Genomic DNA, 16,575 nt, shown 5'->3' with positions numbered 1-16,575 from the left:
TTTCTCCTCAGGCGACCGAGAGCTGTACGTCGATGTTGCCGCGCGTGGCCTTGGAGTACGGGCAGGTGCGGTGCGCTGCTTCCACCAGTGCCGTTGCCTGCGCACGGTCCATGCCGGGCACGCTCACCCGCAGCCGTGCCTGCAGCTGGTAGTCCTGGCCCACCATGCCGAGGTCGACTTCGGCATCGATGGCGGTGTCGGCGGGCAGGGTCAGGTCCAAGCTGCGCGCGGCCTTGGCCATCGCGCCCTGGAAGCAGGCCGACCAGCCCGCCGCGAACAGCTGCTCGGGGTTGCTGCCCGGCTTCCCGCTTCCCGGCGGGGACAGGCCGATGTCCAGTTGGCCGTCGTCGCTGTACGCGCGCCCGGCGCGGCCGCCGACGGTGTGGGTCTTGCCGGTGTAAAGCACCTTGTCGATTGCGTTCATGGGGATTGCCTCGGTGTGGATGAAGGGGGATGGATCAGAGCGCAGCGGCGTCGATCACCGCCTGGACGAACGCCTGCGGTGCTTCCTGCGGCGGGTTGTGGCCCACGCCACCCCGCAGCAGGCGATGCTCATAGGGACCGGTGAACTTGGCGGCGTACGCCTCGGCCTTGGGGTGTGGTGCGCCGTTGGCATCCCCTTCCAGGGTGATGGTCGGCACGCGGATGGTCGGTGCCTGCGCCAGGCGCTGCTCCAGCGCGGCGTACTTCGGCTCGCCGTCGGCCAGGCCCAGGCGCCAGCGGTAGTTGTGCGCCACGATGGCCACGTGGTCGGGGTTGTCGAGCGCGGCGGCGCTGCGCGCGAACGTTGAGTCGTCGAAGCGCCACTGCGGCGAGGCCAGCTGCCAGATCTGGCGGGCGAAGTCGTGCGTGTAGGTTGCGTAGCCGGCCTGGCCGCGATCGGTGGCGAAGTAGAACTGGTACCACCACTGCAGCTCGGCCTGCGGCGGCAACGGCGTCCTGCCGGCTGCCTGGCTGCCGATGAGATAGCCGCTGACCGAAACCAGCGACTTGACCCGCTCCGGCCACAGCGCGGCAACGATGTCGGCCGAGCGTGCGCCCCAGTCGAAGCCGGCCAGGTTGGCGCGCGGGATGTGCAGGGCATCAAGCAGGTTCAGTACATCGGACGCCAGCGCGGCCGGTTCGCCATTGCGCGGCGTCTGCGCCGACAGGAAGCGGGTGCTGCCGTAGCCACGCAGGTGCGGCACGATCACCCGGTAGCCTTTGGCCGCCAGCTGCGGCGCGACCTCGGCATAGGCATTGATGTCATAGGGCCAGCCGTGCAGCAGTACGACCACCTCGCCGTCGGCCGGTCCCAGCTCGGCGTAGGCCACGTCCAGGTCACCAGCGACGACATGCTTGTTCGCTTCCAGCGGGGGCGGCGCGTGTGCTGCCGCCACTGTCGGCGCAGGGACAGGCAAGGCAGTCGATGCGAGGGCGGATGCAGAGGCCGCCAAGGCCATCGCCATGGCCAGCAGGGAGGCGCTGAATGATCGGGGCGAACGGGACAGCGGGAAAGAAGTCGTGTGCATGGTGCTCTCCGTTGATGTTCAGATGGCCCAGCCGCCATCGATGGTCAGGCTGGAACCGGTCATGTAGGCCGGCGGCCGGCAACGGCGCGCCGGCGTTGGAGGCCATTCAACGCCCGCCCCGTATCCGGCAGGTGTCGGCGAACCCGGCGATTTGTCGCCTTTCCGCACCACGGCGGCGATTGATACACAGTCATACAAATGGATGCCCCCGCCTTGCCGCAGCGGCGCGGTGGCGGCGATACCATGCGTCCACGGACCCGCTGCGGGTCACCGATGGCCACCACGCGGAGCAGGCATGAGCACCCACACCGACCACATCCTGGTTGTCGATGACGACGCCGACATCCGCCAGCTGGCCGGCGACTATCTGCGCCGCAATGGCCTGCGCGTGAGCCAGGCGGCCGACGGGCGCGAGATGCGTGCCATGCTGGAGACCAGCGACGTGGACCTGATCGTGCTGGACGTGATGATGCCGGGCGAAGACGGGCTGTCGCTGTGCCGGAACCTGCGCGCCGGCAAGCACCGTGCGGTGCCGGTGGTGATGCTGACCGCGCGCGATGATGAAACCGATCGCATCATCGGGCTGGAAATGGGCGCCGACGATTACGTGGTCAAGCCGTTCTCCTCGCGCGAGCTGCTGGCGCGCATCAACGCGGTGATCCGCCGCGCGCGCATGCTGCCGCCGAACCTGCAGGTGAGCGAGGCCGCACGGTTGATCCGCTTTGGCAGCTGGCGGCTGGATACCAGTGCGCGGCACCTGCTGGATGAGGCCGGCACGGTCTATCCGCTCAGTGGCGGCGAGTTCCGCCTGTTGCGGGTGTTCGTTGACCATCCGCAGCGTGTGCTCAGCCGCGACCAGCTGCTCAACCTGACCCAGGGGCGCGACGCCGAACTGTTCGACCGCTCCATCGACCTGCTGGTCAGCCGCCTGCGCCAGCGCCTGGGCGATGGCGCGCGCGAGCAGACCTTCATCAAGACCGTGCGCAGCGAAGGCTATGTGTTCAGCCAGCCGGTCGTGCTGCTTGACGAGGGCGCATGAGCGCCGCGGTGCCACGCCGCAGGTTCCGCTGGCTGCCGCGCACGCTGGGTGCCCGCCTGTTGCTTATCCTGGCTGCCGGCATGCTGCTGGCGCACGGCCTGTCGTTCGCGCTGCTGTTCCACGAACGTGCCACCGCCACGCGCTCGATGATGTTGAGCAACATGGAGGACGACGTGCCGCTCAGCGTGGCGCTGCTCGAACACCTTTCACCGGCCGAACGCGCCGCGTGGCTGCCACAGCTGGAACGGCGCACCTACCGCTACCTGCTGCGCCTCGCACAGCCGGGCAGCGCGCTGGCCAGTGACCGCGCACGCCAGGTGACCGGGTTGATCGATGATTCGCTGGCACACCGCTATGCATTGCGCCCGCGCGCGGTCTCGGCGTCGCCCGAGCGCTACGAAGTAGAGCTGACCCTGGCCGATGGCCAGCCGTTGACCATTGAGGTCACGCCTTCGCTGCTGCCGATCGCGCGCTGGCTGCCCTGGGTGCTCGCCGCGCAGGTGCTGCTGTTGCTGGGCTGCGTGTGGCTGGCGGTGCGCCTGGCCACACGCCCGCTGGTACGGCTGGCCGACGCCGCCGACCGACTGGACGTGGCCGGGCGGGGCGAAGCGATCAGCGAACAGGGACCGCAGGAAGTGGAGGCCGCGGCACGCGCGCTGAACGCGCTGCAATCGCGCGTGGCCGCGCACGTCAGCGAGCGCATGCAGATCCTGGCGGCGATCTCGCACGACCTGCAGACGCCGATCACGCGACTGCGGCTGCGCATTGAATCGCTGGAAGAGACGCCTGCGCAGGAGCGCCTGCTGGGCGATGTGACCCAGCTCAGCCAGCTGGTGCGCGAGGGCATCGATTACGCGCGCAGCGCGACCGTCAGCATGGGCATCCCGGTGCAGCTCGATCTGCCCGCGTTTCTCGACAGCGTGGTGGGCGACTACGAGGAGGTGGGCAAACCGGTGCGGCGCGTGGCCGGTGCCCAGGCAGCGCTGCCGACCCACCCGCAGGTGCTGCGGCGGGTGGTGCAGAACCTGGTCGACAACGCGCTGGCGTACGCCGGCAGCGCCGACGTGGGTCTGACCATAGGCGCGCAGGGCGAGGTGAGCATTGATGTGATGGACCGCGGGCCAGGCATTCCCGAGGCGTCGCTGGCGGCGGTGCTGCAGCCCTTCCATCGGCTGGAGCCTTCGCGTGGCCGCATCAGCGGCGGTACCGGCTTGGGCTTGGCCATCGCCGACCAGCTGGCCCGCGCACTGGGTGGGCGGTTGACCCTGGCCAATCGGGAAGGTGGCGGGCTGCGTGCAACCCTGGAGCTGCCTCGGGAAAATGCTGCAGTGCGCACAAAGCCGACGCTTGAATCGATCTAAACTGCTCCCTCGATGATCTGGCATGGGAGGGCAGGGCATGGGGGTTCGCAGCACGATGATGGTGGCCGCAGCACTGGCGGCAGCGGTTTCGTTTGGCGCGGTGGCCGCGCCGATGTCCGGCAACCCGATCCTGCCCGGCTGGTATGCCGATCCGGAAGCGGCGGTGTTCGGCAAGACCTATTGGATCTTCCCGACCAGCTCGCGCCCGTATGCCGAGCAGACCGCGTTCGACGCGTTTTCGTCGCCCGACCTGGTGCAGTGGACCCGTCATCCGGGGGTGCTGAAGATCGAAGCGGTGTCCTGGGCCAAAGAAGCGCTGTGGGCCCCGTCAGTGGTGGAGAAGGACGGAAAGTACTACTTCTTCTTCTCTGCCAACGACATCAAGAACGACAACGAAGTGGGCGGCATCGGCGTTGCCGTTGCCGACCGGCCGGAGGGCCCGTACCGCGACCTGCTGGGCAAGCCGCTGATCGGCTCGTTCCACAACGGTGCCCAGCCCATCGACCAGTTCGTGTTCAAGGATGACGATGGCACCTGGTACATGCTCTACGGCGGCTGGAAGCACGCCAATATCGTACGGCTGAAGGACGATTTCACCGGGATCGAGCCGCTGGCCGATGGCACGCTGTACAAGGAGATCACCCCCGCGCCGGAGTATGTCGAGGGCTCGCTGATGTTCAAGCGCGGCGGCCGCTACTACTACATGTGGTCCGAAGGCGGCTGGGGCGAGCCGGACTATTCGGTGGCCTACGCGATCGCCGACACGCCCACCGGGCCGTTCAAGCGGATCGGCCGGATCCTCCAGCAGGACCCGGCCATTGCTACGAGCGCCGGCCACCATTCGCTCATCCATGCGCCCGACGACGACAGCTGGTACATCGTCTACCACCGGCGCCCGCTGGGGAAGACCGGCCGCAATGAACGCGCCACCGCCATCGACCGCATGGTCTTCGATGAACAGGGCCATATTCTTCCGGTGAAGATGACGCATGAAGGCGTGCCGGCCCATCCCGTGCGCTGACGCGGCATTCCGCGCGTACGGCGGACGATGGATGTGCCATGCTGGTCGCCACCAACAGGGAGCACGCCATCATGGCCAAGGGTCTGGACAAACAGAAAGAGCAGAAGAAGAAGCCTGCCAAAACCGCGAAGGAAAAAAAGGCGGAAAAGAACGAAAAGAAGGCCACGCGCGGGTTCGCGCCAACCTGATCCGTGCGGTCATCGCCGCGCGGACAGCGCGGCGGTGCCGAAGATCAGCTGCTGTGCCATCGGCCGGCCGATGAAGCGCGCCGGGAAGATGGGTGCCGGCGCGCTGGCGGCATCCAGCAGCGCCAGATGTTCCGCGCTGAGTCGAACGGCAAGGGCCCCCATGTTGTCTTCGGCCTGCGCGAGGGTGCGTGCGCCGATGATGGGTGACACCACGGCCGGGTTGACCAGCGTCCAGGCGATGGCCACCTGCGAACGCGACACGCCCAGTTCCCCGGCGACCATACCCACTGCATCGGCAATGTCCAGCGAACGCCGGTTGAGGTGCCCGGTGGAAGCAATGACGCCTCTCCGGCTCGGCGCGACATCTGCTCCGTTCTCGTCGGAAAGATCGGCCGCGCTGTACTTGCCGGTAAGGATGCCACCGCCCAGCGGTGACCACGGCAATACGCCCAGGCCCATGGCCTCCGCCATCGGCAGCAGTTCATGTTCGACCGTGCGTTCGACCAGACTGTACTCGATCTGCAGTGCGACCAGCGGCGCCCAGCCGCGCAGACCGGCCAGGGTCTGCATCTCGGCCACGCGCCAGGCCGGCGTGTTGCAGATGCCAAGGTAGAGGATCTTGCCGGCACGGACCAGATCGTCCAGTGCCCGCATCACTTCGTCCGGCCGGGTGGTGAAGTCCCATGCGTGGAGATACATCACATCGATACGGTCGGTATCCAGCTGGGCCAGGCTGGCTTCCACAGAGCGCACCAGGTTGAAGCGGTGGTTGCCACCGGAATTGATGTTGGCCGGATCGCGCGCCATCGTGAACTTGGTGGCGATCGCCAGCCGGTCGCGCTGGCGCTTGATGAAGCGGCCGAGGATGCGCTCGGACGCGCCATTGGTGTAGTTCACCGAGGTATCGATGAAATTCCCACCGCGGTCGACGTACGCATCGAAGATGCGTCGGGCCTCGGCCTCATCGGCGCCCCAGCCCCAGTCGGCACCGAATGTCATGGTGCCCAGGGAAAGGGGCGAGACACGCAGGCCGGAGCGGCCCAGCAGGCGGTAGTGGTCCAGCGAAGCGGGATGGCTCATGTGTGTTCTCCAGCGCACGGGTGGGGTGCCCAGTCTCGGTCGGCCGGGTACCAGGGCGGTAGCCGCACTGTGCGGAAAGCTTGCACGATCGTCCGGAGGCCCGCGATGATGGGGCATGCCACAGCTCACCCGATTCCGCGATGCCATCGCCCGGCATGCCCCTCATGACGGTACTTTCCCCACGGCCCTGCCCGGCGTCACGCTGATCCGCTGCGCGACTCCCACGTTGCCGATGCCGGTCATCTACGAGCCCACCGTGTGCTTCGTTGCCCAAGGCCGCAAGCGGGCGACGCTTGGCGCGCGCACCTTCCACTACGACCCGGCCAGCTATCTGGTGGCGTCAGTCGGGGTGCCGGTGATGGGCGCGGTGATCGAGGCCACGGCAGCGCAGCCGTATCTGAGCCTGCAGCTCGACCTGGATGCGGCCACGCTGGCGGAGCTGGCATTGCAGCATCCGCGTCCCCGGCAGCCGGACAGCGCGGTAGCGGGTCTGGCGCTTGAGACCATGACGCCGGGCCTGCTCGACGCGGCTACCCGTCTGGTGAGCTTGCTCGATACGCCCGCTGATGCCGCCGCGCTGGCACCATTGGCGGTCCGGGAAATCCTGTACCGCCTGCTCGCCGGGCCCAAGGGCGACGCCCTGCATGCACTGACCCGTGCCAACAGCCGGCAGGCGCAGATCGCGCGGGCCATCGCGTGGCTGCGGCTCAACTTCAGGCGCGCCTGCGCCATTGGCGACATCGCCGAGGCCGCCGGGATGAGCCGCTCTACGCTGCACGAGCACTTCAAGTCGGTCACCGACATGAGCCCGCTGGCGTTCCGCACCCGGCTGCGCATGCAGGAAGCGCGACGCCTCATGGTGGCAGATGGGCTGGACGCCGCCAGTGCGGGCTATGCCGTGGGCTATGACAGCCCCTCGCAGTTCAGCCGCGACTACGCACGCCTGTTCGGCGCACCGCCGGCGCGTGATGCCCAGCGCCTGCGGAAGCAGCGTTGACCCTGCGGCAGCAAGTAGATTTACCGGTCGGGCCACAGTGCAAGTTCGGATACGCCCGCAGCGCGTCGCGGCGACCATCACAGATGGCGTCCGCCCCGCCTGCCCGGCGTCCGATGCACCCCCATGGTCCAGCTGAAGTTCACTGATTTCGAGGCATATGCCAAGGCCGTGGCTGGCGTGGACGGTGATGTCCGGGTGATCGGACCGGACCGGGGTGGGTGGACGCTGGATGTGCTCGATGCCGGCGAACTGAATGCCATGCTTGGCCGGGAAGGTGCGCCGGTGCTGTACAGCGGCACCAACCATGCCGGTCGCTACGGTGCGTACATTTCCCTGCCCGGCAGCGACGCCTGCATGCAGGGCCAGCAGGCGACCGATGACCAGTTCATCTGGTACGCCCCCGGCAGCGATGTGCATGGCTACACGCGAAGGCCCTCGCGGTTCATCGGACTCGATCTGGACGGCACGGCGGTGGTAAGACGTGCGCGTGAAGTGGCCGGTCTGTTCGAGGAGCACATCGAGCGCACGTATCCCGTGGTGGTGGGCCGCAGTGAAATCGCCCCCATCATCGGTATGGTTACCCGTGCCCTGGCGGTCCATCGCGAGACGCCGGCGGTGTTCGACAGTGCAAGCGTGCGTGTTGCATTCAGCGGGCAGGTGATCCATGCCCTGCTGCGTTGCCTGGTCCTGCACAATGCCGGGGCTGTGCGACGTGTGCGGGGACGCCCTGCGGTACCTCGCAACGAGGTGATCCGCCGCAGCGTTGATCACATCCAGAGAAGCATCCGCGGCGAGGCAGCACTCGGTGACCTGCTGCTGAGCGCTGGTACCTCGCAGCGCTCGCTGAGCCGCGCGTTCGATGAAGTATTCGGCATGGGGCCGCAGCAGTACTACATGCTCGAACGCCTGCACGTGGTGCGCAAGGCGCTGCGCGAGGCTGCACCGGGCGATACCGTCACCTCGATCTGCACCCGTTTCGGAGTCTGGGACCAGGGCCGCTTCGCCGGCATGTACCACCGTACTTTCGGTCTGCGCCCGTCGGCGGAACTGGCCGCCGCGCTGGGAGGCGCGAAGTCAGCGCGCCGGACGCGTTGATCGGCTCATCGCGTCTCGCCCAGCACGGCGCGCACGCGGGTGGCCAGCGTATCGACAGTGAAGGGCTTGCCGATGAGCTGCACACCCGGGTCGATCACGCCGTCGCGTTCCAGCGCGTTGCGGCTGTAGCCGGTGGTAAACAGCACTTTCAGGCCGGGACGGCGCCGCAGCGCCTGGTCGGCCAACTGGCGTCCGTTGACTTCGGGCATCACCACGTCGGTGAACAACAGGGCGATGTCGGCGTGGCCGTCCAGCAGATCCAGCGCCGCAGCGGCGCCATCGGCAGAGAGCACCTCGTAGCCCAGCGCCGTCAGCGCCTCGACCGAGAACTGTCGCACTGCAGGCTCGTCTTCCACCACCAGGATGAGTTCGCGGCTGCCGGCGGGCAGCGTGGTGCCGCTGGTGATGGGCGTGTCCACCAGCGCGGCCTCGGCCAGCAACCTCGGCAGGTACAGCTTCACGGTGGTGCCATGGCCGACCTCCGAGCACAGCTTGACGTGCCCGGCGGACTGTTTGACGAACCCATAGACCTGCGACAGACCCAAGCCGGTGCCCTGGCCGACCTGCTTGGTGGTGAAGAACGGATCGAATGCCTTGGCGATGACCTCCTGTGACATGCCGACGCCGTTGTCCGACACCGTGATCAGGATGTACTCGCCGCCCGTCACCCCCGGATGCGTGTCAGCCGTCGCCGGGATTACCACGCAGTTGCTGGTCTCGACCGCCAGGCGCCCGCCGCCCGGCATCGCATCGCGGGCATTGACGGCGAGGTTGAGGATGACGTTCTCCAGCTGGTTGGCGTCGGCAAACGTCAGCCACAGGTCTGGCGCGAGCCGCGTCTCCAGGCGGATGCCACCACCCAGCGAATGCACGAACAGGTCCGACATGCCCGATACCAGCCGGTTGGCATCCACCGGTACCGGCTGAAGCGGCTGCTGCCGCGAAAATGCCAGCAGACGCTGGGTGAGCTGGGCGGCGCGGTTGGCACCATCGATGGCCATGTCGATATAGCGCGTGATCAACGGGTCGGCGTCTCCGAGGCGCAGCGCCAACAGGTCCAGCGGCCCGATCACCGCGGCCAGCATGTTGTTGAAATCGTGCGCGATTCCCCCCGTCAGCTGGCCCACTGCCTCCATCTTCTGGCTCTGCCGAAGTGCTTCCTCCACCCGCGTACGTTCAGCCACTTCTTCGGCCACGCGGCTTTCCAGGTGCTCGTTCAACTCCTGCAGGCGAGCATCGGCCGCCTTGCGCGCGGTAACGTCAATCACCACACCGACCACGCGCACGCAGCGGTCGCCCTCGAAATGGCCACGGCCCTTGGCCGCTACCCAACGCACCACGCCATCCTCCTTGCCGATGGTGCGGTACTCCACATCGTAGAGCGCGCGCCGGGCAGGATCGGCAGCCGCGGCGAACGCGGCACTGGTGAGCTCGCGGTCCAGCGGGTGCAGGCCGTTGTAGAAGTCGTCCAGCGAGACCTCGACCCCGGGCGAAATGCCGAACATGGCCTTGGTACGTGGCGGCCAGATGAGTACGTCGTGCACCAGGTCCACGTCCCAGAAGCCCATGTCGCCGGCTTCAGTGGCAAGGCGCAGGCGTTCTTCGCTTTCGGCCAGCGCTGCTTCCGCCGCCTTGCGGGCGGAGAGGTCCAGCATTGCGCCGATCATGCGCAGCGGCACGCCGTCTGCCCCGCGCAGCACCGCACCGCGGTCGAGTACATCGGCGTAAGTGCCATCGTTGCGACGGAAGCGATACTCGCTTTGCCACGCAGTGCCGTCGCTCTCGATCACCGAATGGATATCCGTATCGACGCGTGCCCGATCATCCGGATGGATGTGGTCGAGCCACCACTGCGCATCGGATTCCATCAGGCGATGGCCGAACAGATCGGCCAGTGCCTCGTTCCAGACAACCTGGCCATCGGCCATGCGCCAATCCCAGATCGCATCGTTGGTCGCGCGGGCCGCCAGCCGGTAGCGCTCTTCGATTTCCTGGTGGCGCGCTTCGGCAGCCTTGCGCTCGGTGATGTCCAGCGAGGTGCCGATCAGCCCGATCACGGTGCCCTCAGCGTCGCGCAGCGGCGCTTTGGTCGACAGCCAATGGGCGCGGCGGCCGTCGGGGAAGTTGACCTCTTCCTCCAGCTGCTGTGACTGTCCGGTGGACATGATGCGCTCGTCGGTCGCCATTACGGCGGCCGCCTGTGCGGGATCGCCCAGCAGCTCGGCATCGGTGCGCCCGACATACTGCTCGGGTGGCACGCCGATCAGCTCGGTGGTGCCATGGTTACCGATCAGCAGGCGCCCCTGCCGGTCCTTGGCGTACACCACGCCGGGCGCAGCATCCATGAAGGAGCGCAGCAGCGCCTGGGCATGGTCGCGCTCGGTTTCGATCTGGCGCCGTTCCTCGATGTCGATCAGAACGCCCTGGAAGCCGGTGGCGCGACCCGCCGTGTCCAGGTCGACCCGTCCGATCGCTTCGATCCAGCGGTACTGTCCTTCAGCATTGCGGGCGCGGTACTGATGCGCATAGCGCCCACCGCGCATCAGCGCATCGCTGATGGCCGTGGCCAGTTGGGCATGATCATCCGGATGCACGGCCGCCAGCACCTGTTCCAGGCGCAGCTCGCGATGCGCCGCGCCCGGCTCCAGTCCGAAGGCATGGGTCAAGGCCTCATCCACGGTCAGCCGGTCGTGCGCTACGTCCCAGAACCAGGTGCCGACGATGGCGCCAGCGGCCAGCGCCATTTTCACGCGCTCGCTGTCGCGCCCGCCGTGCTTGTCTGTAGGGTCGGTAGCGTTCAAGGAGGTCTCGCGGGCAGAATGGGGCGGGCGCAGGCCGGGTAGATTATCTGATCGCGTGTGGTGACCATGAAGACGGAATCCGCCGGGTCGGGACGCGAGCTGAAGGCTTCATTCTGGGTCGCCCAATGCCGCGCGCCGGGTCCGGTATACCTCTGGCGTCTGAGGCTTGACGAACAGCGCCACCAGTTCGGGGTATTCCTGTTTGACCGCGTGTTCGATGCGCGTGATGCAGGCCTCGATCTGCGGCGTGGCGCGGTCATCCTCGAATTCCGCGCTCAGCATCGCGACCACCTGGTCCGGCCCCATCTGCATGGTGATCACGCCATTGGCATTGCGCAGGTCCGCATCGGTGTTGGCCACGGCCATTATGCGTCGTGCCACATGCGGGTGGGCCGGCTCGCCGACCAGCAGGCCCTTGGTCTCGCGTGCCAGCAGGAAGGCAGTGGCGGCCAGGACGCCGGCGATACACAGCGAGGCCACCCCGTCCAGCACCGGCATGTCCAGCCATTGCGCCGCGGCAAGCCCGATGGCGGCAAACCCCAGGCCGAGCAGTGCGGCGCTGTCTTCAAGCAGCACGGTGAACGTGGTGGGGTCCTTGCTGCGCCGGAATGCTTCGAACCAGCCCTGTGACCCCTTGCTCGCGCGGAATTCGCGCAGCGCCACCCACCAGGAAACGCCTTCGAACGCGAACGAAATGCCCAGCACCACGTAGCTGACCGTATGGTTGGTGGCCGGTTCCGGGTGGCGGATGTGCTGGATGCCTTCGTAGGCCGACACGCCCGCGCCGGCGGCGAACACCAGCAATGCCACGATGAAGCTCCAGAAGTACAACTCCCGCCCGTAGCCGAACGGGTGCAGGGTGTCCGGCTTTTTTTCCGCACGGTGCAGGCCGTACAACAGCAGCAGTTCGTTGGTGGTGTCCACCAGTGAATGCACGCCTTCGCTGAGCATCGCCGAGCTGCCCGACAGTCCGGCGGCCACGAACTTGGCGATGGCTATGCACAGATTGCCGACCAGCGCGGCGTATACGACCAGACGGGAGCCGGACGGCTTGGCCATGTCAGCAACGAATGCTTTGGATCAGGAGCGCAGCGTGACCACCGGCGCGGCGGCGCGCAGCGCGGCCGGGGTGCGCATCATCGGTGCGGATGCGATGCTGGCGTCCAGGCGGGCATGGCTGATCGCCTGGTGCGAGCCGCAGCGCTCACAGCGGAACAGCGCGCCACCGGGCAGGTGGATCAGCTGGCTGGAGCCGCACGAGGAGGTCGCGCCGCAGCCGCAGTCCACGGTCAGCGACAGGATGCGTTCGACGCTGCCGGACGCGGCGTAGTTGGCCTCGAACGAGCGGACAGCGAAGGGAAGGGCGTCGGGCATCGTCAGTCCGGGTGGGGTGGGGTTGGAAAGAGCATCCATGGACGCCCGTGATGGCCTCGTGCAGCACCCGGATTCGAGCCGTGTATACTATCCCCCAGTATAGTTCTCTGGTCGCGCTGCCGTGCCGCATTCCCCGGAAGAAAAGAAGAAGGTACTGGCCCGGGTGCGGCGCATCCGCGGCCAGTGCGATGCGCTGGACCGTGCGCTGGAAGCCGGCGCCGACTGCGGCCCGGTGCTGCAGCAGATCGCCGCCATCCGTGGCGCCGTCAACGGGCTGATGTCCGAAGTGATGGAAGCCCACCTGCGCGAAGAATTCGGCCAGCCGGCGCAGTCCGATGCGCAGCGTGCCGAGCGCGTGCGCGACATGAGCGCGCTGATCCGTTCCTACCTGAAGTAAGCGCGCCTCGTGGCGCGCCGTCCCGTCATGCCATCTGTCCTGGAGACCTCCCCATGAAATCCCGTGCTGCCGTTGCCTTCGCCGCTGGCGAACCGCTGAAGATCGTCGAAATCGACGTTGCCCCGCCGCAGAAGGGCGAAGTGCTGGTGCGCATCACCCATACCGGGGTCTGCCACACCGATGCCTTCACCCTGTCCGGCGATGATCCGGAAGGTCTGTTCCCGGCCGTGCTGGGCCATGAAGGGGCCGGCATCGTGGTGGAAGTGGGCGAGGGCGTGACCAGCGTGAAGCCGGGCGACCACGTCATTCCGCTGTACACCGCCGAATGTGGTGAGTGCCTGTTCTGTACCTCGGGCAAGACCAACCTGTGCGTGGCCGTGCGTGCCACCCAGGGCAAGGGCGTGATGCCCGATGGCACCACCCGCTTCTCCTACAACGGCCAGCCGATCTACCACTACATGGGCTGCTCGACCTTCAGCGAGTACACCGTGGTGGCTGAAGTCTCGCTGGCGAAGATCAATCCGGAGGCCAACCCGGAGCATGTGTGCCTGCTCGGCTGTGGCGTGACCACCGGCATCGGCGCGGTGCACAACACCGCCAAGGTGCAGGAAGGTGATTCGGTGGCGGTGTTCGGGCTGGGCGGCATCGGCCTGGCGGTGATCCAGGGCGCGCGCCAGGCCAAGGCCGGCCGCATCTTCGCCATCGATACCAACCCGTCCAAGTTCGAACTGGCCAGGCAGTTCGGTGCCACCGACTGCATCAACCCGAAGGACTTCGACAAGCCGATCCAGCAGGTCATCGTGGAAATGACTACCTGGGGCGTGGACCACACGTTCGAATGCATCGGCAACGTCAACGTGATGCGTGCGGCGCTGGAATGCGCGCACCGGGGCTGGGGCCAGTCGGTAATCATCGGCGTGGCCGGCTCGGGCCAGGAAATCTCCACCCGCCCGTTCCAGCTGGTCACCGGTCGCTCGTGGAAGGGCACCGCCTTCGGCGGCGTGAAGGGTCGCAGCCAGCTGCCGGGCATGGTCGAAGATGCGATGAAGGGCGATATCGAACTGGCGCCGTTCGTCACCCACACCATGGGCCTGGAAGAGATCAACGACGCCTTCGAGCTGATGCATGAAGGCAAGTCGATCCGCTCGGTCGTCCACTACTGATCACGGCGGGAATGCCCATGGAACGCATCGAACACCGCGCCGCCTTCGGCGGCTGGCAGGACGTGTACCAGCACCGCTCGGCGGTGCTCAACTGTGAAATGAAAGTGGCCGTGTACCTGCCGCCGCAGGCGGCCACCCGGAAGCTGCCGGTGCTGTATTGGCTGAGCGGCCTGACCTGCACCGAGCAGAACTTCATCACCAAGGCCGGCGCGCAGCGGTATGCGGCCGAGCACGGGGTGATCCTGGTCGCGCCCGATACCAGCCCGCGCGGCGATGACGTGGCCGATGCCGAGGGCTACGACCTGGGCAAGGGCGCGGGGTTCTACCTCAACGCCACCGAGCAGCCCTGGGCGGCGCACTACCGCATGCACGACTACATCGTCGAAGAGCTGCCGGCGTTGATCGAGGCGCACCTTCCGGCCAGTGGCGCGCGCAGCATCAGCGGGCATTCGATGGGCGGCCACGGCGCGCTGGTGATCGCGCTGCGCAATCCTGGACGCTACCGCAGCGTCTCGGCATTCTCGCCGATCGTGGCCCCGACCCGGGTGCCGTGGGGGCAGAAGGCCTTCAGTGCGTATCTGGGCGAGGAACGCGGTGCCTGGACGCAGTGGGACGCCAGCGAACTGGTGGCCACGGCGACCGAACGGCTGCCGCTGCTGGTGGACCAGGGCGCCGGCGATGAGTTCCTGGACAGCCAACTGCAGCCGCAGTGGCTGCAGGCCGCGTGCACCGCGGTCGGGCATCCGCTGCAGCTGCGGATGCAGCCGGGCTATGACCACAGCTATTACTTCATTGGTACGTTCATCGGCGAGCACATCGCGTATCACGCGAAGGCGTTGTACGCCTGACGCGTGCCCAACGGGTTCCGTCAGGCGTCTTCTTCTTCCGCCGCTTCGCGGCCCTGCTGGCGGATCAGCGCTTCTTCGCGCGCATCGTTGATGGCGTGGCGCACGCTGTCCAGGTCGATGGTGGATTCGTCGTGGACGAATTCACCGGTCAGCGGGCTGTCCGGCAGCAGTTCGCCGGCCTCGAACAACGCCCACATCTCTTCGCCGTACCAGGTGTCCAGCAGCTCCGGGGCCGAACGCCCCAGGTAGGCGGTAAGGTTGTTGACGTCGCGCAGCAGCATGCTGCGCGCGGCGTTGTTGCCACCGGCGCTCACCACCTGCGGGAAATCGATCACCACCGGGCCATCAGGACCGACCAGCACGTTGTACGGCGACAGATCGCCGTGGATCAGGCCGCAGCACAGCATCAGCACCACCTGGCGGACCAGGATCCGGTGGAACTCACGGGCCTGGTCCGGCTCCAGCTCAACCTCGCCCAAGCGTGCGGCGGAAAAGCCGTCGGCATCGGTCACCAGTTCCATCACCAGCACGCCGTGGAAGTACCCATGCGGCTCGGGTACGCGCACGCCGGCATCGCGGAGCTGGTACAGCGCGTCGACTTCGGTGTTCTTCCAGGCGGTTTCCTGCTGCTTGCGGCCGTACTTGCTGGCTTTGCCCACCGCGCGCGCCTCGCGGCTGCCCCGCACCTTGCGGCCTTCCTGGTACTGCACGCGCTGCTGGAAGCTGCGCTGGGCCATGTCCTTGTAAACCTTGGCGCAGCGCACGTCGTCGCCGCTGCGTACAACGTACACGGCTGCTTCCTTGCCGCTCTTGAGCGGGCGCAGTACTTCGTCGATCACGCCGTCTTCGATCAGCGCCTGCAGGCTTTCGGGGGTCTTCACGTAGTCTCGGTCAGGGGGGCGGCGCCAATGCGCCAGCCGGCAAGGGAGGGCCGGCGATTCTCGCACCTTCGCGGCGGCCGGGCCAATTGCGCACCCCATCCCGGTTCAGCCAGGCCGGCCGGGGCAGGGCTCAGGGCAGGGCCTGCTCGCCGCGCAACACCGGGTAGGGATTGAGCGGTTCCCCCTTCCACCACTGCTTTTCCGGGCCCAGCCGGTGGATCTCGAAATGCAGGTGCGGGGCGTCCGGGCTGGCGTTGCCGGTATGCCCGACATAGCCGATCACGTCGCCACGCTTGATCACCTGCTTCTCGGCCAGCCCGTCGGCATAGCGCTGCAGGTGCGCGTAGTAGTAGCAGTAAGTGCCACCCGGTTCGAACTGGTACACGGTCAGCCCGCCGCGCTCGCTGTCGAACAGCTTTTCGATGGTACCGTCGGCCACGGCCAGCACCGGCGTGCCCTCGGCAGCCAGGATATCGATGGCATCGTGCACCCGGCCCTGGCTGCGCGCATCGGTAAAGGTGTCCTGCAGCTGCGCGGGGGTGATCCCCTGCACCGGCAGCAGCAGCCCCGGCGGGGCTGCTGCGACGGTAGCGCCGGCCGGTGGTCGGCCCACATCGGCCGCAACTGCAGGCGCCCTCTCCGCAGGCGCCACGTTGATCCCGGTAGAGCCAGGCCCTGCCTGGCTGCTTTCGCCAGCCGGAGCAGGAACTGCCGGCGCGGCCACAACCGCCTCCGGCACATCATTCCCGGACGCCAGCAACCACCACCCGGCCACGCCGATCACCACACCCAGTGCCAGCAGTCGCGTCAGCATCGTCG

The 16,575-nt window shown here is 67.3% G+C and carries 17 protein-coding genes; 9 read left to right on the top strand and 8 right to left on the bottom strand.

Annotated elements, in window-relative coordinates:
• Positions 1-7 precede the first annotated feature (7 nt).
• On the bottom strand, positions 8-424 hold the full coding sequence (locus tag ACGFZ3_RS06730; protein ID WP_392918194.1) for an organic hydroperoxide resistance protein: 417 nt from the start codon (positions 422-424) through the stop codon (positions 8-10).
• A 34-nt stretch (positions 425-458) separates the two neighbouring features.
• A complete protein-coding gene (locus ACGFZ3_RS06725) occupies positions 459-1,511 on the bottom strand; it encodes an alpha/beta fold hydrolase (RefSeq protein WP_392918191.1) in 1,053 nt (350 codons plus the stop codon).
• Positions 1,512-1,806: 295 nt separating this feature from the next.
• On the opposite strand from ACGFZ3_RS06725, the gene ACGFZ3_RS06720 reads away from it, so the two are divergent.
• From ACGFZ3_RS06720 to ACGFZ3_RS06705, 4 genes are read left to right on the top strand one after another with little or no spacing between them, the layout of a single operon-like run.
• A complete protein-coding gene (locus tag ACGFZ3_RS06720; protein ID WP_392918188.1) occupies positions 1,807-2,550 on the top strand; it encodes a response regulator in 744 nt (247 codons plus the stop codon).
• Positions 2,547-3,911: a sensor histidine kinase gene (locus tag ACGFZ3_RS06715; protein WP_392918185.1), complete on the top strand. Its 1,365-nt coding sequence runs from the start codon at positions 2,547-2,549 to the stop codon at positions 3,909-3,911. Before ACGFZ3_RS06720 ends, ACGFZ3_RS06715 begins: the two co-directional genes overlap by 4 nt.
• A gap of 37 nt (positions 3,912-3,948) precedes the next feature.
• Positions 3,949-4,932, top strand: coding sequence for a glycoside hydrolase family 43 protein (locus tag ACGFZ3_RS06710; protein ID WP_392918183.1), 984 nt, complete (start codon positions 3,949-3,951; stop codon positions 4,930-4,932).
• Between the two features lie 38 nt (positions 4,933-4,970).
• On the top strand, positions 4,971-5,120 hold the full coding sequence (locus ACGFZ3_RS06705) for a hypothetical protein (RefSeq protein ID WP_392918180.1): 150 nt from the start codon (positions 4,971-4,973) through the stop codon (positions 5,118-5,120).
• A gap of 9 nt (positions 5,121-5,129) precedes the next feature.
• On the opposite strand, the gene ACGFZ3_RS06700 is transcribed toward ACGFZ3_RS06705, so the two are convergent.
• Positions 5,130-6,200 carry an aldo/keto reductase gene (locus ACGFZ3_RS06700; RefSeq protein ID WP_392918177.1) on the bottom strand — a complete coding sequence of 357 codons (1,071 nt, stop codon included), beginning with the start codon at positions 6,198-6,200 and terminating at the stop codon, positions 5,130-5,132.
• A 115-nt stretch (positions 6,201-6,315) separates the two neighbouring features.
• Between ACGFZ3_RS06700 and ACGFZ3_RS06695 the strand changes: the two genes are divergently transcribed.
• The gene (locus ACGFZ3_RS06695) at positions 6,316-7,197 is read left to right on the top strand and encodes an AraC family transcriptional regulator N-terminal domain-containing protein (protein ID WP_392918174.1); all 882 of its coding nucleotides are present in this window, start codon (positions 6,316-6,318) and stop codon (positions 7,195-7,197) included.
• Positions 7,198-7,320: 123 nt separating this feature from the next.
• Complete coding sequence (locus ACGFZ3_RS06690) at positions 7,321-8,292, top strand: helix-turn-helix domain-containing protein (protein WP_392918170.1); 972 nt, start codon at positions 7,321-7,323, stop codon at positions 8,290-8,292.
• 5 nt (positions 8,293-8,297) lie between these two features.
• On the opposite strand, the gene ACGFZ3_RS06685 is transcribed toward ACGFZ3_RS06690, so the two are convergent.
• From ACGFZ3_RS06685 to ACGFZ3_RS06675, 3 genes are all read right to left on the bottom strand, one after another.
• The gene (locus tag ACGFZ3_RS06685; protein ID WP_392918167.1) at positions 8,298-11,093 is read right to left on the bottom strand and encodes a PAS domain-containing protein; all 2,796 of its coding nucleotides are present in this window, start codon (positions 11,091-11,093) and stop codon (positions 8,298-8,300) included.
• A gap of 108 nt (positions 11,094-11,201) precedes the next feature.
• On the bottom strand, positions 11,202-12,152 hold the full coding sequence (locus ACGFZ3_RS06680; RefSeq protein WP_392918164.1) for a cation diffusion facilitator family transporter: 951 nt from the start codon (positions 12,150-12,152) through the stop codon (positions 11,202-11,204).
• Between the two features lie 21 nt (positions 12,153-12,173).
• The gene (locus tag ACGFZ3_RS06675) at positions 12,174-12,467 is read right to left on the bottom strand and encodes a hypothetical protein (RefSeq protein ID WP_392918161.1); all 294 of its coding nucleotides are present in this window, start codon (positions 12,465-12,467) and stop codon (positions 12,174-12,176) included.
• A gap of 121 nt (positions 12,468-12,588) precedes the next feature.
• On the opposite strand from ACGFZ3_RS06675, the gene ACGFZ3_RS06670 reads away from it, so the two are divergent.
• The 3 genes from ACGFZ3_RS06670 to fghA are packed head-to-tail and all read left to right on the top strand — an operon-like array spanning position 12,589 to position 14,875.
• Positions 12,589-12,864: a metal/formaldehyde-sensitive transcriptional repressor gene (locus ACGFZ3_RS06670; RefSeq protein ID WP_282296305.1), complete on the top strand. Its 276-nt coding sequence runs from the start codon at positions 12,589-12,591 to the stop codon at positions 12,862-12,864.
• Positions 12,865-12,917: 53 nt separating this feature from the next.
• Positions 12,918-14,027: an S-(hydroxymethyl)glutathione dehydrogenase/class III alcohol dehydrogenase gene (locus ACGFZ3_RS06665; protein ID WP_392918157.1), complete on the top strand. Its 1,110-nt coding sequence runs from the start codon at positions 12,918-12,920 to the stop codon at positions 14,025-14,027.
• 17 nt (positions 14,028-14,044) lie between these two features.
• Positions 14,045-14,875 (top strand): S-formylglutathione hydrolase, encoded by an 831-nt coding sequence (fghA, locus tag ACGFZ3_RS06660; RefSeq protein WP_392918153.1) that lies wholly within the window; start codon positions 14,045-14,047, stop codon positions 14,873-14,875.
• Positions 14,876-14,895: 20 nt separating this feature from the next.
• On the opposite strand, the gene ACGFZ3_RS06655 is transcribed toward fghA, so the two are convergent.
• Together ACGFZ3_RS06655 and ACGFZ3_RS06650 are read right to left on the bottom strand one after the other, a co-directional pair.
• The gene (locus tag ACGFZ3_RS06655) at positions 14,896-15,756 is read right to left on the bottom strand and encodes a PA4780 family RIO1-like protein kinase (protein WP_392918150.1); all 861 of its coding nucleotides are present in this window, start codon (positions 15,754-15,756) and stop codon (positions 14,896-14,898) included.
• A 130-nt stretch (positions 15,757-15,886) separates the two neighbouring features.
• Positions 15,887-16,570 (bottom strand): M23 family metallopeptidase, encoded by a 684-nt coding sequence (locus ACGFZ3_RS06650; RefSeq protein WP_392918148.1) that lies wholly within the window; start codon positions 16,568-16,570, stop codon positions 15,887-15,889.
• Positions 16,571-16,575 lie beyond the last annotated feature (5 nt).

The organism is Stenotrophomonas sp. NPDC047960 (assembly GCF_043204395.1).
GTDB lineage: Bacteria > Pseudomonadota > Gammaproteobacteria > Xanthomonadales > Xanthomonadaceae > Stenotrophomonas.
The sequence above is the reverse complement of the archived record's forward strand: the minus strand, read 5'-3'. Positions and strand labels throughout refer to the sequence as shown.

Coding starts and splice junctions, on each gene's coding strand:
- ACGFZ3_RS06665 (WP_392918157.1), top strand. CDS start 12,918: ATGAAATCCCGTGCTGCCGTTGCCTTCGCCGCTGGCGAACCGCTGAAG.
- ACGFZ3_RS06675 (WP_392918161.1), bottom strand. CDS start 12,467: ATGCCCGACGCCCTTCCCTTCGCTGTCCGCTCGTTCGAGGCCAACTAC.
- ACGFZ3_RS06710 (WP_392918183.1), top strand. CDS start 3,949: ATGGGGGTTCGCAGCACGATGATGGTGGCCGCAGCACTGGCGGCAGCG.
- ACGFZ3_RS06695 (WP_392918174.1), top strand. CDS start 6,316: ATGCCACAGCTCACCCGATTCCGCGATGCCATCGCCCGGCATGCCCCT.
- ACGFZ3_RS06650 (WP_392918148.1), bottom strand. CDS start 16,570: ATGCTGACGCGACTGCTGGCACTGGGTGTGGTGATCGGCGTGGCCGGG.
- ACGFZ3_RS06705 (WP_392918180.1), top strand. CDS start 4,971: ATGCTGGTCGCCACCAACAGGGAGCACGCCATCATGGCCAAGGGTCTG.
- ACGFZ3_RS06725 (WP_392918191.1), bottom strand. CDS start 1,511: ATGCACACGACTTCTTTCCCGCTGTCCCGTTCGCCCCGATCATTCAGC.
- ACGFZ3_RS06680 (WP_392918164.1), bottom strand. CDS start 12,152: ATGGCCAAGCCGTCCGGCTCCCGTCTGGTCGTATACGCCGCGCTGGTC.
- fghA (WP_392918153.1), top strand. CDS start 14,045: ATGGAACGCATCGAACACCGCGCCGCCTTCGGCGGCTGGCAGGACGTG.
- ACGFZ3_RS06715 (WP_392918185.1), top strand. CDS start 2,547: ATGAGCGCCGCGGTGCCACGCCGCAGGTTCCGCTGGCTGCCGCGCACG.
- ACGFZ3_RS06720 (WP_392918188.1), top strand. CDS start 1,807: ATGAGCACCCACACCGACCACATCCTGGTTGTCGATGACGACGCCGAC.
- ACGFZ3_RS06690 (WP_392918170.1), top strand. CDS start 7,321: ATGGTCCAGCTGAAGTTCACTGATTTCGAGGCATATGCCAAGGCCGTG.
- ACGFZ3_RS06700 (WP_392918177.1), bottom strand. CDS start 6,200: ATGAGCCATCCCGCTTCGCTGGACCACTACCGCCTGCTGGGCCGCTCC.
- ACGFZ3_RS06730 (WP_392918194.1), bottom strand. CDS start 424: ATGAACGCAATCGACAAGGTGCTTTACACCGGCAAGACCCACACCGTC.